At 64.8% G+C, this 13,193-nt stretch carries 13 protein-coding genes and 4 pseudogenes; 13 read left to right on the forward strand and 4 right to left on the reverse strand.

Translation table 11 applies throughout. The features are described from left to right. Positions 1-14: 14 nt before the first annotated feature. From WDLP6_RS31920 to WDLP6_RS31955, 8 genes are all read left to right on the forward strand, one after another. Positions 15-1,001, forward strand: coding sequence for a Bug family tripartite tricarboxylate transporter substrate binding protein (locus WDLP6_RS31920; RefSeq protein ID WP_162595306.1), 987 nt, complete (start codon positions 15-17; stop codon positions 999-1,001). Positions 1,002-1,039: 38 nt separating this feature from the next. After that, a complete protein-coding gene (locus WDLP6_RS31925; protein WP_162595307.1) occupies positions 1,040-2,023 on the forward strand; it encodes a Bug family tripartite tricarboxylate transporter substrate binding protein in 984 nt (327 codons plus the stop codon). A gap of 33 nt (positions 2,024-2,056) precedes the next feature. Next, complete coding sequence (locus WDLP6_RS31930) at positions 2,057-3,226, forward strand: FAS1-like dehydratase domain-containing protein (RefSeq protein WP_162595308.1); 1,170 nt, start codon at positions 2,057-2,059, stop codon at positions 3,224-3,226. A 25-nt stretch (positions 3,227-3,251) separates the two neighbouring features. Then, positions 3,252-3,671 (forward strand): carboxymuconolactone decarboxylase family protein, encoded by a 420-nt coding sequence (locus tag WDLP6_RS31935; protein ID WP_162595309.1) that lies wholly within the window; start codon positions 3,252-3,254, stop codon positions 3,669-3,671. A 29-nt stretch (positions 3,672-3,700) separates the two neighbouring features. After that, complete coding sequence (locus WDLP6_RS31940; RefSeq protein ID WP_162595310.1) at positions 3,701-5,230, forward strand: class I adenylate-forming enzyme family protein; 1,530 nt, start codon at positions 3,701-3,703, stop codon at positions 5,228-5,230. A gap of 135 nt (positions 5,231-5,365) precedes the next feature. Next, positions 5,366-5,593 (forward strand): hypothetical protein, encoded by a 228-nt coding sequence (locus WDLP6_RS31945; RefSeq protein WP_197910270.1) that lies wholly within the window; start codon positions 5,366-5,368, stop codon positions 5,591-5,593. 29 nt (positions 5,594-5,622) lie between these two features. Beyond that, entirely contained in the window at positions 5,623-5,718 is a 96-nt protein-coding gene (locus WDLP6_RS31950; RefSeq protein WP_232077631.1) for a copper-binding protein, read from the forward strand. Between the two features lie 269 nt (positions 5,719-5,987). Beyond that, positions 5,988-6,806 (forward strand): methyltransferase, TIGR04325 family, encoded by an 819-nt coding sequence (locus tag WDLP6_RS31955; RefSeq protein ID WP_162595312.1) that lies wholly within the window; start codon positions 5,988-5,990, stop codon positions 6,804-6,806. A gap of 209 nt (positions 6,807-7,015) precedes the next feature. On the opposite strand, the pseudogene WDLP6_RS35270 reads toward WDLP6_RS31955, so the two are convergent. Next, a pseudogene (locus tag WDLP6_RS35270) lies at positions 7,016-7,530 on the reverse strand (transposase); the annotation flags it as partial. 59 nt (positions 7,531-7,589) lie between these two features. Next, a pseudogene (locus tag WDLP6_RS31965) lies at positions 7,590-7,833 on the reverse strand (transposase); the annotation flags it as partial. Between the two features lie 425 nt (positions 7,834-8,258). Between WDLP6_RS31965 and WDLP6_RS31970 the strand changes: the two are divergent. From WDLP6_RS31970 to WDLP6_RS31980, 4 genes and pseudogenes are all read left to right on the forward strand, one after another. Beyond that, positions 8,259-8,627 (forward strand): prevent-host-death family protein, encoded by a 369-nt coding sequence (locus tag WDLP6_RS31970; RefSeq protein WP_162595314.1) that lies wholly within the window; start codon positions 8,259-8,261, stop codon positions 8,625-8,627. Continuing rightward, entirely contained in the window at positions 8,627-9,265 is a 639-nt protein-coding gene (locus WDLP6_RS31975) for a zeta toxin family protein (protein ID WP_162595315.1), read from the forward strand. The genes WDLP6_RS31970 and WDLP6_RS31975 overlap by 1 nt, the downstream gene beginning before the upstream one ends. Before the next feature lie 96 nt (positions 9,266-9,361). Next, positions 9,362-9,478 (forward strand): annotated as a pseudogene (locus WDLP6_RS35275) (IS6 family transposase); the annotation flags it as partial. Between the two features lie 67 nt (positions 9,479-9,545). Continuing rightward, positions 9,546-9,806: pseudogene (locus WDLP6_RS31980) on the forward strand (hypothetical protein); the annotation flags it as partial. Between the two features lie 97 nt (positions 9,807-9,903). Here the strand turns inward: WDLP6_RS31980 and WDLP6_RS31985 are convergent. Beyond that, positions 9,904-11,067: an acyl-CoA dehydrogenase family protein gene (locus WDLP6_RS31985; protein WP_162595316.1), complete on the reverse strand. Its 1,164-nt coding sequence runs from the start codon at positions 11,065-11,067 to the stop codon at positions 9,904-9,906. Positions 11,068-11,123: 56 nt separating this feature from the next. Between WDLP6_RS31985 and WDLP6_RS31990 the strand changes: the two genes are divergently transcribed. Then, positions 11,124-12,038 (forward strand): LysR family transcriptional regulator, encoded by a 915-nt coding sequence (locus WDLP6_RS31990; protein ID WP_162595317.1) that lies wholly within the window; start codon positions 11,124-11,126, stop codon positions 12,036-12,038. Here WDLP6_RS31990 and WDLP6_RS31995 read toward each other — a convergent pair. Next, on the reverse strand, positions 12,032-13,006 hold the full coding sequence (locus WDLP6_RS31995) for a Bug family tripartite tricarboxylate transporter substrate binding protein (protein WP_162595318.1): 975 nt from the start codon (positions 13,004-13,006) through the stop codon (positions 12,032-12,034). The genes WDLP6_RS31990 and WDLP6_RS31995 overlap by 7 nt on opposite strands. Positions 13,007-13,193 lie beyond the last annotated feature (187 nt).

Consider the following 13,193-nt stretch of genomic DNA (forward strand, 5'->3'; position numbering starts at 1 on the left):
CCATCGAGACACTCATGAGCCTTTCTCCTCGAAGCATTACTTGCCGTGCCCTGACCGCCTTCGGCCTCATTGCCGTTGCTTCGCTGTGGGCCGGCCTGCCAGTGGCGGCGCAGGACTATCCGACTCGCCCGCTGCGCATGGTCATCCCCTTCGGTCCCGATACGGGCATCGATGCCATTGGCCGCGTCTTCGCGAAGAAGCTCGGCGCCGAGCTCGGCCAGCCGGTGGTGGTGGACAACAAGGCCGGCGCCACCGGCATCATCGGCGCCGAACTCGTCGCCAAGGCGCCGGCCGACGGGTACACGCTGCTGTTCTCGGCCGGCTCGGTGTATGCGCTGAACCCGTTGCTCTTCGCCAAGCTGCCCTACGATCCGTTCAAGGGATTTACGTCGATCTCAATGGTGTATTCGCAACCGCTCGCGATCGCCATCAGCCTCAAGGTGCCGGCCAAGACGATTCCCGAACTGGTCAGCCTGGCGCGGGCCAAGCCCGAGAGCATCAGCGCCGGGACGGTGGGTGCGTTCCACGTGCTTTCCACGCAGTACTTCTCGAACTTCACCAAGACCAAGCTACTCAACGTCAATTACAAGTCGGGCACGCTGGTCGCGCTGCTGTCGGGCGAGATCGACCTGGTGGTCGACGTGATTTCGCTGCTGGCGCCGCAGCACAAGGCCGGCAAGATCCGCATCCTCGCGGTCGCAAGCAACAAGCGCATGGCGATCGCTCCAGACGTGCCAACGCTGGCCGAAGTCGGCTATCCCGGCGTCGAGATCAGCACCTGGACCAGCCTCACCGGCCCCGCCAACCTGCCCAGGCCGATTGTCGACAAGCTCAACGCGGCGGTGGCCAGGATCGTGAAGTCTCCCGAGATGACCGAGTTGGCGGCGGCGCAAGGCCTGAGCGTGTTCTCGTCGACGCCGGAAGCCGTCGACGAGCTGGTGCGCTCCGAATACGCGCGCTGGCAGAAGGTCGCCGTGGACGCTGGCATCAAGCCGCAGTAACGCGGGCCCATTCCTGGAATCTCAAAGGAGACAACGTCATGTGGATTCAACGTCGTAGAGTCGGCACAGCTGCCGCGGCCCTGCTCTTTTCGGCTAGCGGCGCGTTTGCGCAATCGGCCTTCCCCAGCCAACCGATCAAAGTCATCATCGGCTACGCGGCCGGTGGCGCACTGGACACGGTCACGCGCATCGTCGCGCAGGGCATGGCCGAATCGCTGGGCCAGCCGGTGGTGGTGGACAACAAGCCGGGCGCCAGCGGCCTGATCGCGACCGAGTTCGTGAAGCAGGCGCCGCCCGACGGCTACACCGTGCTATTCGTGCCTTCAACCTTTGTGGTCAACCCGATCATGATGGTCAAGGCGCCCTACGACCCGGCCAAGGATTTCACGCCGGTATCCAACCTTGCCACGATGGCCGAAGTGCTGGTCACGGCGCAGGACTCCAAGATCAACTCGGTACGCGACCTTGTGGCGCTGGCCAAGGCCGATCCGGGGAAGATGAGTTACGCATCAACCGGCGTGGGCGGACCCGCGCATCTGTCAGGCGAACTGTTGCAGACGCAGACAGGCATCCAGACCATCCATGTGCCCTTCAAGGGCAACGCACCGGCGGTCACCGAAGTGATGGCCGGCCGCGTGAGCTACATGTTCAATCCGACCACCGGTCTGAAGGAATTCGTGCAGGCGAAGAAGCTCAAGCCGATCGCCATCACGGGCGTGAACCATCGCCTACCCGAGTTCCCTGACGTACCGACCATGGCCGAGGCCGGCTTCCCGGGTTTCGAGGATGTCGGCATCTGGTTCGGCGTCGTGGCGCCCGTCAAGACGCCGCCGGCCGTCGTCGCGCGCCTGAATGCCGCCATTCAAGACGCGCTGCGCAAGCCCGCCGCGCTCGAGCGGTTGAAGTCCGTCGGCGCGGTGCCGACCGCCGGCACGCCCAAGGAATTCCAGGACTTCCTGGCACGCGACCTCGTCCGCTGGACCGGCCTGATCAAGGCGGCCGGCATCACGATGTCGAACTGAACTTCTACCGTCCTTTCACTTCCCCACAAAGATATGTCCACCGCCGAACTGACAGACCGAAACCTTCTTGCCCCGAACCTGGGCCGCGATGCGCTCGACGAGGCACGCGCCCTGCTGGGCATGCCGATCCGCGTCGAGCAATGGAATTACGAAGCCACGCGCGACGCGATCCGCCATTACGCCTGGGGCATCGGCGACGACAACCCGTTGTTCTCCGACCCAGCCTATGCCGCCGGCACGCGCTGGCACGGCATCATCGCGCCACCGACCTTCTTCTTCGGCATCTTCGACGCGGTGGTGGCGCCTGGGCTGGAGGACATCCAGTGGTACTACTCGGGCATTGATGCGGAGTTCCACCTGCCAATGCGACGCAACGACGAAATCACCGCCAGCGCCGACTACGTCGACGCGCGGCCGGTCAGCGGCAAGCAGGTCAAGAACATGCTGATCCAGACCGGCGACGTGCGCTACACCAACCAGAATGGCGAGCTTGTGACCAAGGTGCTCTCGCACACCTTCCGCGTGGCGCGCCTGGGTGCCAAGGACGGCCTCAAGTACGAGCCGCGCGCCAAGCACGAATACACGCAGGCGGAGCTCGACGAGATCATGAGCGCGCACATCAACGAGTACGTGCGCGGCGCCGAAACCTTGTACTGGGAGTCGGTGGAGGTCGGCGCTTCCCTGCCCGGCACGGTGCGGGGACCGATCAACCAGCTCGACATGACCGCCTACTATGCCGGCGCCGTAGGCACCTCCGGCTACAAGTCGACCAAGCTGAAGTGGAAGTACACGAACTGGGCCCGAACCACGCCCGAGCATTTGCCCAACAACTACGACAAGTGCTACTACGGCGCCCGCGTGCTGCCGAGCATCGGCCATCAGGACCAAGCCGTCGCGGTGAACGACCTGGGCATGCCCGGCCCCTACGACAACGGCCCGCAGCGTTGCGGGATGCTCGCCACCTGCGTCACCAACTGGATCGGCGACGACGGCTTCGTGCGCAAGTACAGCACACGGCTGAAGTTGCCCGTGATTTTTGGCGATACCAACTACACCAAGGGCCGCGTCACCGGCAAGCGCATCGAGGACAGCCGCGGGCTCGTCGACCTCGAATTGTGGGCCGAGAACCAGCTCGGGCAGGTGACGCTCACGGGCACGGCCACCGTTGAACTGCCGCGCCGCGAGGCCAAGAACCACTCCTGAGCATCAACCACGGACGAACATCAACATGACCACAAAGACCATCTCCCGCGAAGCGCAGCAAGCCGTCGAACAAGGCAAGGCGCATTTCATGCATACGCTCGGCAACCTGCCCGAGCCGATCCGCGCCATGATGGACCACCTGCCCGAGCACTTCGCGGGCTACCTCCAGTTCCGCGAAGCCGTCTACCGCAGCCCCGAGCAAGGCGCCTGTCTCGACCTGAAGACCAAGGAACTGCTCTACACGGTGCTCGACGTGGTGACCGGTAATCTGGACGGCGCCAAGAACCACGGCCGCGCCGCGTTCGTTGCCGGCATGAATTCTGGCGAACTGGCCGAGGCCTGCATGCAGGTGATGCACGTGTGCGGCGTGACCACTTGGGGCACGACCGGCTACAAGGTGGTCGACTTCATTGCCGGACTCGAAAAAGAAAAGAAGCCTGCCTGAGCTACGCCGCGCGAACTGCCCCAAGTCACGTGAACTTCGCTCTCTTCCTCGACATGAAAGTCCGGAGCGATCCGGACCGCCTCGCAGTCGCCGACCACCGCCTGCGACTTTGCTGGAGCGAACTGGACCGGCAGGCGTCGCGGCTCGCGTACCTGATGCGTGCGCGTGGCCTCGCACCGGGCGATCGGCTCGCCATTTACCTTCCCAATCGGGTCGAGGTCGTCGTCGCGCTGCTGGCCTGTCTCAAGTCCGGCGTCATCGCGACGCCACTCAACTGGCGCCTGTCGGGTGCCGAGCTGCATCGCGTGGTGTCGCACTGCGCGCCCGCGCTCACGCTCACCAGCTCCGACCGGATCGCTCTGCTCGGCCCAGGCGCATCTGCCGCTGGCGTGCTTGGCGTGGACGAGGCGCCTGGTGGCGGCAGCTTCTGGGCCGCTTTGGAAGGCCAGCCCGACCGCTTCGCGACCATCGGTCGGCAGGCAGGGGACATCGCCAACCTGCTCTACACCTCGGGCACCACCTCGACGCCCAAGGCTGCGATTCACACCCATGGCATGCGGGTCGCCGTAGCGGCCGCGATGACCGACGCCTTCGCGCTGTCGTCTCGCGACGTGGCACTTGCGGTGTCGCCGCTCTTCCACACCGCCGGGCTCAGCGTTTTCGCCAACGCCTTGTTCGCGGGCTGTCCACTGATCCTGCTGGAAAAGTGGAATCTCGAGGACTTCGTCCGCATCGTGGCAGAGGAGGGCGTGAGCTTCATGCACCTGATCGGCACCTTGCTGGTAGACATCGCCAACGCCGACGAGCAGATTTTCGATCCGCTGAAGGCGAGCAGCCGTGTGCGCTTCACTTGGGGCGGCGGGCATTCGATCAGCCCCGACAAGTTTCTGAGCTATGAGCGCCGCATCGGCGGGCTCTTCCTGCTGGGCTACAGCCGCACCGAAGGCGGGTTGAGCTACAACCCGCTCGACGCGGCTCGGCGCAATTTCAGCGACCATGGCTTTCCGAACCGCAACAGCTCCGAGCTCGCGATCATCGACCCGGCGACGCAGCGACCTTGCAACACGGATGTCACCGGCGAGATCTGTTTCCGCGGCGACGGCGTTTCCCCCGGCTACTGGGACGGGCACTTCCTGCGCACGGTGCCGCCCTACGACGGCGGCTGGCAACCGACCGGCGACCTGGGCTGCGTCGATGCGGAGGGCCGGCTGTATTTCCTGGGCCGGGGCGACCACATGATCAAGACGGGTGGCGAGAACGTGTTCCCGGATGAAGTGGCGTCGGTGCTGCTCGGGCTCAATGGCGTCGTCGATGCCGTAGTGGTGGGCCTGCCGGACGAGCGCATGGGCCAGCGCGTGGCGGCCCTGGTAGTGCCTGCGGGTCCCGCGCTTCACACGGAGGACTTGATCGCTGGCTGCCGCCTCGCGCTGGCGGGCTACAAGACGCCGCGCGTCGTGGGCTTTATCGATGCTCTGCCGAAGCTTGGCAGCGGCAAGGTGGACCTGGCGGCATGCCGGTCGCTGCTGCTCGCGAAAGCCGCGGCGCCCACGCCCTGCTGACCCACATCGTGATTGCGTGGAACACCGCCCGCATGCAGGCGGCGCGAGCGGCTGGTCGGCATCGCGACTTGCTGCCGCCAAGCGGATAGCGGCGGCCATCGATACCATCCGAACTCCGATCCACGACCGCTTGCCATGACCGAGACCCATATCCCTCCACACGTCGTCATCATGGGCGCAGCCGGCGCGCTGAGCCGTGCAGTCATTGCCGATTTTCTGGAACAGGGCGCCCGGCTTGCGTTGGTGGACCACAGTATGGCGCACCTGTCGAGCGCGTTCCCTGGGCTGGACAACTCGCAGCATCTGCTGCTCGAGGCCGATGTGACATCGGCAACCGCTATGACGCCACAGTCCGGGGCATGACGATGGTTTTCCAAGTGAAGGACGATGCCATGCTGGACAAGGTCCAGGCCGGCGAAAAGGTCCGCTTTCTGGCTGAAAAAGTCGAGGGAAAGATCACCGTCATGAAGATCGAAGCTGCGCGCTGAGCCCCCGTTCGCCCCGCACGTGCACGCGCCGAGGTCGGGCTGCATTTGGGGACGGCAGGTTCGTTCATCTGCCCGGTCAATTTGACACCTCAACCCCTGTAAAGCCTTAGCTGAGGAGCGTACCAACCACAAACAGGAGCGAAGCAAGGTGTGCTTGCAAGGGTGATGCTGCTATGCCGTAATTGCACGAATGACTCGGTGACGCAATGACTTCAAGGAGCTGATCCGCCGCATGAGGTTTGGCGGCCAACAGAAGGAAGGAGACACATATGACTACCCACAACCCAGTCCAACAACTCCGAGAGATCTTCGAAGGACCGGTCATGCGACCGGTATTGGAGCATTGGCGGCGCAAGCACTTCGTGTCCAAAGAAGGTCTTGCCTCCTGCTACGGCTTGTTCGAAAGCTTCGCGGAAGCACGTGCCTCGTTGCCGCCCAGCCTCGCGTTCGATCACGCTGCACTGGCCACCGAATATGTTGAGGTCCGCACGAAGCGCATTTTCGCCTACGACTACCCGGTGCTGTGGTGGCTTGAGCGTGCGATCCGCCGCGGCGCCACTCGAGTCCTAGACATCGGCGGATCGGTCGGCGTTCACTACTATGCCTATCGACGCTACTTCGAGATGCCTCCAGAGCTGACCTGGCGAATTGTCGAGGTGCCCGCCATCGCTTCGATAGGGCGAGAGATGGCGCTGCGAACCGACGCCCAGGCGCTCAGCTTCGTGGAGGACCTGGAGTCCGCGCTTTCCGGCGCCGACATCTGGATTTCCGCAGGCGCCATTCAGTATTTCGAAGACGGCCGCCCGAGTGATCTGCTGAAGCGATGCGCAACAAGGCCGAAACACATCCTCCTCAACAAGCTTCCGCTGTACGCCGGTCAGGACTTCATTACCACGCAGAACCTCGGCGAGGGTTCCTTTTCTCCTTTCCACGTCTATAACCGAGCGGCATTTATTGGGGATATTACGGCGTTGGGCTATACGCTGGGCGACGAGTGGGCCGTCCATGAGCGTTCGCTTTACCTGCCGAGCCACCCTGATCGGTCGTTCCCGACCTTCACGGGCCTCTATTTCACGAACGACATCTAGTCTTACTGAATGAAAGGGACTTCCCCGTCCCTGGACTGGACTTGACCCTGTTGCGCGGACGGGTTGGGACTTGATCTCAAGTCGGATGGATAGGCTGCGACGCAGACTTTTCCACCGGCGGCGTGGCGCATGCCACGCAGACGCCGACGGTGCCCATCGACGGGCGCACGCCCATCTTCTTGCACCGTTCGCCGAAGGCGATGCTGGTGTTCGGCGCGCACGCGTGGCATGCCGTAGGTGGCGTCGGATTCGGTGTGGATTGCTCGGATTCGTTCCACCAACACCGCGTCGTCGATCGAACGCCTCGACGGCGGTCGTTCGAGCCACGCGTAGTAGCCACTCGCAGAGACCTTGAGCACGCGGCACATCGTATGCACTGGAATCTTGGCCTGGTTCGCACTCACGAGTTCGTAGACCTGATGGATGTCTTCTCGCCTTTGCCGGCGAACCAGGCCGTAGCCTTTGCCAAGATGTCCCGCTCCAGCTTGAGCTGACGGTTTTCACGGCGCAGCCGCACGAGTTCCTCGCGCTCGGCGCTGCTCAGGACATCCTTGCCGCGTGCGGGCTTGCCGCTGTCAGCGGCGGCTTGCGCCACCCAAGTCGAGATGCTCTGGGCAGTGCAGCCGAACTCACGCGCGAGCTGCGTCGGCGTGCGGCCCGCCTGGACCAGCTCGACCATCTGTTGGCGGAACTCCGCCGGGTACGGAGGCTTCGGTGTAGGCATATCGGACTCCTTCTTCCATAGGGATCGGGTGTCCGCGAAATCGGGTCAACTTCAACTTCAAGGTCATGCTCCATGCGCAGCTTGGCGTTCTCCTTCCTCAAACGCTCTAGCTCAGCCTGTTCGGGCTTCATCACGCCCTAACCAGGGAACGCCTGCTGCGGGTCCGCAGTTGCCTCACGTACCCATTTGCGCAGCACGTTCTCGTGCATCAAGATCACGGGCAGCTTGCGCCACCGCCGCACCCCGTTCCTTTACCAGCTTGATTGCTTCAAACTCTCGGCTGAACTGCCTTCTCGTTCCCATGAACCGCCTCCGGTTTCATTTCACACCTTAACAAGATGTCTTTGAAACCGGCAGCAGCCCATAGTGTTTTCCTGAGCGCAGGGCTGAAACCTCGCTACAGTGAGCAGCCCCGGTTCGAGTTCGTCTACATCAAGGAGCTTTTCCGTTGATGGTCCAGACGTTGAAGTCATATTCGGCCGCATCGACGACGCCAGCTGCTTGATCGCTTGCGGAAGGACCGTCGTGGCGCATCGTCGAAGCGAGCCCAATGCATCCATCAACGTAGCCAGGGTCTAGGCCGCGTCCTGGTTGTCGTCCACCAGGGCCCGCCGTCGTGCTGCGGACTGGCGGGCGCGGAGCGTTCGACCTGATCGGTCGGGGGAGGGTACAGCGGCAGGAGGGGAAAATGGGTAAAATGGCCAAAACCCTTAATTTAAGGATCTGCGATGGCCGCCTCCACTTCCTCTGTTCTACCCGCCGAGATCGAGCGCTTGACGCGCGACCTGCCGTCGTTTTCCGCCACTAAGCTGGCCTCGGGCATGCAGAAGGTGACCAGTACGGTGATGGCACGAGGCGCAGTAGTGATCACGCGGCATGAGCAGCCGTCGATGGTGCTGATGTCGGTGGAGCGCTACCTGAAGCTGGAACAGGCGTCGGCGCCGAACCTGGAAGCCCTCACGCATCGCTTTGACGACATGTTCGCGCACATGCAGGGCGAGGCGGCTGCACGGGCTATGGTGGCCGCCTTCGCCTTGAATCCTGCCGAACTCGGTGAGGCGGCTGTTGCCCAGGTGGTGCCGGCGGCACGCCGCTGATGCCGGCGCAGATCTTCCTGCTGGCCGGCGTCAACGGCGCCGGCAAGAGCAGCGTGGGCGGCGCCGCGCTGCTGCAGAAGAAGGTGGATTACTTCAACCCCGACCTGGCCGCCCGCGCGCTGCTGGAGGCCAACCCGGGACTGGCGGCCGAAGCGGCCAATGCCCGGGCCTGGGAGTTCGGCCGCAAGGGGCTCGAGCGGGCTCTGGCGCAGGGTCTGAACTTCGCTTTCGAGACGACGCTGGGCGCCAGGACGATTTCCCAGATGCTGCTCGACGGCGCACGCGAGGGGGCGCAGGTCCATCTCTGGTATGCCGGGCTGTCGTCGCCGGAGCTGCACCTGCAGCGCGTCCAAGCGCGGGTGGCCGCCGGCGGTCACGACATTCCCGAAGCGAAGATCCGCGAGCGCTACGAGACTAGCCGCGCCAACCTGATCCGGCTGCTGCCGCATCTGGCGAGCCTGCGCGTCTACGACAACAGCGCGGAAGGCGATCCGAAGGCCGGGCAGCGGCCACAGCCGCTGTTGCTGCTGCACATGGAAGACGGGCGCATCGTCTCGCACATCGCGCTCGACCAGGTGCCGCAGTGGGCCAAGCCCGTCATGGCCGTGGCGCTGGGGCGCCAGGGCGGCGCGGGCTGAGCTTTCGCACGGCTTGATGCTGCGCGATACGCCTGCGGTCCGGCTGCGGCACGCCTTCGCCCGATATGGCCCAAGGTGAACCTGCGTGCATCGCCCATCATGCGCTGGGTGCAGCGCTACGTGCCTGAGTTCGAGAAGCGCTGGAATCGATTCGCTCGTCAGGTTGGTCGCTCATGGCGCGTCGACGAGACCTACTTGAAAACCCGCGGCAGACTCGATTTGCCCCGCAAGCCTAAGCGGAATCGACGTCCTGCGACGCGTCGAATGGCGGGCGTACTGAGCCGGCTTCACGCCGGCCGAGACCCGCGCCGCATTGCGCAGCAAGATGGAGTCGAGCTACCAGGGCATCTTCATGGGCGCGCGCAAATACGTGCTGCACACCTTCGCCACCACGCAGAGTGCGCTGATGAAGAAGCGCGTGGCACGCTCCATGGTCGGCAGCATTTGCCTCACCTGCCACGACAAGCGGCTCAAGCGCGAGGCGCTGGCCGTGACCTTCGCGGGCCATAACATCGGCGCGATCTCGCCAATGCCGCTCGAAGACTAAGTCACCGTACGCCGCCCCGTGGTCATGACTTCATTCAGTACCCGAAGGTGGGTCGGCGGATATGGATGACAACTCCATGCGAGTCAGGGGTCTATAGGAGAATCCCCTTGGCCACCGTGTTGCGCTGGATCTCGCTCGTGCCCGTGACGATGCGGTACATGCGCAGGCGGCGGAAGATGAACTCGACCGGATGGTTGCGCGTGACCCCGACATTGCCGTGAATCTGCACCGCCTTGTCGGCGATCTCGAAGCAGCGCTCGGAGACGAACAGCTTGCACATCGACGCCTCGGTGCGGATGTCCTCGCCGCCATCGGCCTTCGCCGCCGTCGCCAGCACCATCTGCTCGCAGGCATAGAGCGCGGTCGCCATGTCGGCCAACATATGCTGGATCGCCTGAAAGCGGCTGATAGGGCCGCCGAACTGCTCCCGGTGCTGCGCATAGTCGATCGAGTGCCGCAACGCCTGGCGGGCGAGCCCGATCATGGTGGGGCAGTGGAGCAGGCGGTTCACGTTGATGCGGTCCATCGCAATGCGCAGGCCTTCTCCCTCGGTGCCGATCAGGTTGGCCACGGGTACGCGCACGTTGTCGAAATGGATGTCGGCATCGACGAACTGGCCTGTCATGGGCACGCAGTCGAAGTCGAGCCGCACGCCCGGTGCCCGCAGATCGATGAACAAGGCGGAGATGCCGCGCGCGCCGTCGTCGGGGTTGGTGACGCAGATGGTGATGGCCACATCGGCGAACGTGGAGGCGCTGATGTAGTGCTTGTGGCCGTTGATGATGAAGTCGTCGCCATCGCGCACGGCACGCGTGCGGATGCTCGCCGCGTCCGACCCGGAGTGCGGCTCCGTCATGGCGAAGCAGATGCCCATCTCGCCCTGGACCACCGGGTCCACGAAGCGCGCCACCTGGTCGGGCGTGGCATACCTGGCGAGCGAGCCGATGCGCGACGGGCCGCCCCAGTCGCCGAGGACGTGCGGAAAGAGGATGGCGCCCGAAGCGGCCACGTCGTCCTTCAGCAGGCAGAGCTGCGCGAGCGGCAGCCCACGGCCCCCGAGTTCCACCGGAAGATGGATGCCGTAGAAGCCCAGCTCGCGGCAGCGCCGCCAGACCGAGCCGACCAGCTCGCGCGAGAACCGGTCTTCGTAGCCGAGGCCGAGCTTGCGCTCGAGCGGGATCAGTTCGCCGTTGAGATACTCTGCGAGTTCGGCGCGGATTTCGGCGATGGACTTGGAACGGGTCGTCTGAAGCATGAGAAGCTCCTCGGGAGCGCAAGGCAGGACCCTGTGCGCCAGGTTAAGGAAAAACGATGAGACTGGACGACCTTCGCTACTTCATCGCGGTGGCCGAACAAGCCCATGTGGGACGTGCGGCGCAACGCCTGGGCGTCAGCCAGCCGGCGTTGACGAAGGGCGTCCAGCGCCTGGAGCAGGCCCTGGGCCTGACGCTCTTCGACCGCGGGCCTCGAGGCATGGCGCTGACCGGCGTGGGGACGCTCTTCTTCGAGCGTGCGCGGCACCTGTGCACGGGCCTCGACGAAGCGGTGCAGGAAGCGAGCGACCTGCACCTGGGCAGCATTGGGACGATACGGATCGGCGTCTCGCCGATCTTTGCCGATGCGCTGGCCGCGCAGACCTTCGCCTTGCTTCGGCAGCAGCGGCCTGGTGCCAAGGCGAGGATGGCCATCAGCCTGAATGACACCCTGCTGGCATCGCTGCGGCTCGGCGATCTCGACCTGTCGATCAACGCGCTCGAAGATGCGCAACCCGAGGGGCTGCTGCAGGAGCCTTTGTTCGATGACGAACTGTGCGTGGTGCTGCGAGAGGATCATCCGCTGTTGTCGCGCAGCCATCTGCGGCTGGCCGATCTCGCGCATTGCTCCTGGGCGCTGCCGGGCGTGGAAGTGCTGGCGCGCCGGCGCGTCGAGGCGCGCTTTGCCGAGCAGGGTCTGCCGCCGCCCGACGTCGTGCTGCAGCTCGACACCTCGATCACGCTCGCCTCGTCCGTCGTGAGACACAGCGACCTGCTCTCGGTGATGAGCCGCTTTTCCCTGCGGCTGCCGGCCGGCCGTGGACTGGTGCCGCTGCCGCTCACCGATGCCGCGTGGCCGCGCCGCGTCGGTGTCGTCACGCGCGCCGGAGCCTACATGTCGCCGCTGGTGCATCGCTTCATCGAGCTGTTGCGTGAGCGCTCGCAGGATTTCCGCGTGAACGACGCTCACTGATTCTGCAGGTTCAGCTTCTGGATGATCGGCTTGTAGCGCCGCACCTCGCGCTCGTTGAACTCGCGCATCTCGGCTGGCGTGCCGGGCGTCGCGATGAAGGACTCGCGCTCGAACAGCTTGAGAATCTCGGGCGACTTCAGGGCCGCTGCGGCCGAGGTGTTGAGACGCGACACGACAGCCTCCGGCGTGTTGCGCGGAACCGCCAGGCCGGCCCAGCTGCCGGCATCCAGATCCGGCATGCCGAGTTCTGCGATCGCCGGCACTTGCGGCAGCGCCGGCGAGCGCGCCTTGCTCGTGACCGCGAGCCCGACCACCTTGCCGCCGCGGATGAACTCCAGCGCCGGCCCGACGGCGATGATGCCAAGATCGATCTGGCCACCGATCAGGTCGGTCATGACATTGGCGCCGCCCTTGTAGGGCACGTGCAGCACGTCCAGCCCGAAGTGGTCCTTGATGATCTCGAAGGTCAGGTGCATCGAGGTGCCGACGCCGGGCGAGCCGTAGGAGAGCCTGGCACCATCCTTCACGCGCTGGCGCAGCTGCGCGAAGCTGGTGATGCCGAGCTTCGGCGAGGCCATGATCACGTGCGGAGAAATGCTCAGCCGCGACACGGGCGCGAAGTCGTTGACCGGGTCGTAGTCGAGCTTCTTGTACAACTCACGAGCGACGGAATAGTTGCCGCCGTACATCAGCATCGTCTGACCGTCGGGCCGGGCGCGCGCCACCCGCGAGGCCGCGATGTTGCCGCCCGCGCCGCCGATGTTCTCGACGATCACCGGCTGCCTGAGGTCGGCGGACATCGGCCTCGCGACCTGCCGTGCGATGGTGTCGAACTGGCCGCCGGCAGAGAAGGGCACCACCAGCGTGACCGGTCCCGAGGGATAGGCGGCCGCATGCGATGTCATCGGCCATGCGGCGCTCGCAAGCAGAGTGGAAAGCCATTGGCGGCGGCTCATGTCGAGATGCATCGTGTCTCCTGGACGGGTTCGTGCCGCAAGTTTCGGCCAGGGGCGAGGCCGCGGCGATAGCGGATGCGGGCGGATCCATAACCGTACGGAATGGCGTTGCGCGATAACGCCGCGGCATCGGGGCCGCGAGATGCCTTATCGGCGGCGACGCGCGCCGCTCCTAGCATGCGCGCATTCCCAATTCCTC

Origin of the sequence: Variovorax sp. PBL-E5 (assembly GCF_901827185.1) — a bacterium.
GTDB lineage: Bacteria > Pseudomonadota > Gammaproteobacteria > Burkholderiales > Burkholderiaceae_C > Variovorax.

Bases quoted from the DNA above. Each gene is read 5' to 3' on its own strand.
- WDLP6_RS31935 (WP_162595309.1), top strand. From the start codon at position 3,252: ATGACCACAAAGACCATCTCCCGCGAAGCGCAGCAAGCCGTCGAACAA.
- WDLP6_RS31955 (WP_162595312.1), top strand. From the start codon at position 5,988: ATGACTACCCACAACCCAGTCCAACAACTCCGAGAGATCTTCGAAGGA.
- WDLP6_RS31920 (WP_162595306.1), top strand. From the start codon at position 15: ATGAGCCTTTCTCCTCGAAGCATTACTTGCCGTGCCCTGACCGCCTTC.
- WDLP6_RS31975 (WP_162595315.1), top strand. From the start codon at position 8,627: ATGCCGGCGCAGATCTTCCTGCTGGCCGGCGTCAACGGCGCCGGCAAG.
- WDLP6_RS31950 (WP_232077631.1), top strand. From the start codon at position 5,623: ATGCTGGACAAGGTCCAGGCCGGCGAAAAGGTCCGCTTTCTGGCTGAA.
- WDLP6_RS31930 (WP_162595308.1), top strand. From the start codon at position 2,057: ATGTCCACCGCCGAACTGACAGACCGAAACCTTCTTGCCCCGAACCTG.
- WDLP6_RS31925 (WP_162595307.1), top strand. From the start codon at position 1,040: ATGTGGATTCAACGTCGTAGAGTCGGCACAGCTGCCGCGGCCCTGCTC.
- WDLP6_RS31985 (WP_162595316.1), bottom strand. From the start codon at position 11,067: ATGCTTCAGACGACCCGTTCCAAGTCCATCGCCGAAATCCGCGCCGAA.
- WDLP6_RS31990 (WP_162595317.1), top strand. From the start codon at position 11,124: ATGAGACTGGACGACCTTCGCTACTTCATCGCGGTGGCCGAACAAGCC.
- WDLP6_RS31995 (WP_162595318.1), bottom strand. From the start codon at position 13,006: ATGCATCTCGACATGAGCCGCCGCCAATGGCTTTCCACTCTGCTTGCG.
- WDLP6_RS31970 (WP_162595314.1), top strand. From the start codon at position 8,259: ATGGCCGCCTCCACTTCCTCTGTTCTACCCGCCGAGATCGAGCGCTTG.
- WDLP6_RS31945 (WP_197910270.1), top strand. From the start codon at position 5,366: ATGACCGAGACCCATATCCCTCCACACGTCGTCATCATGGGCGCAGCC.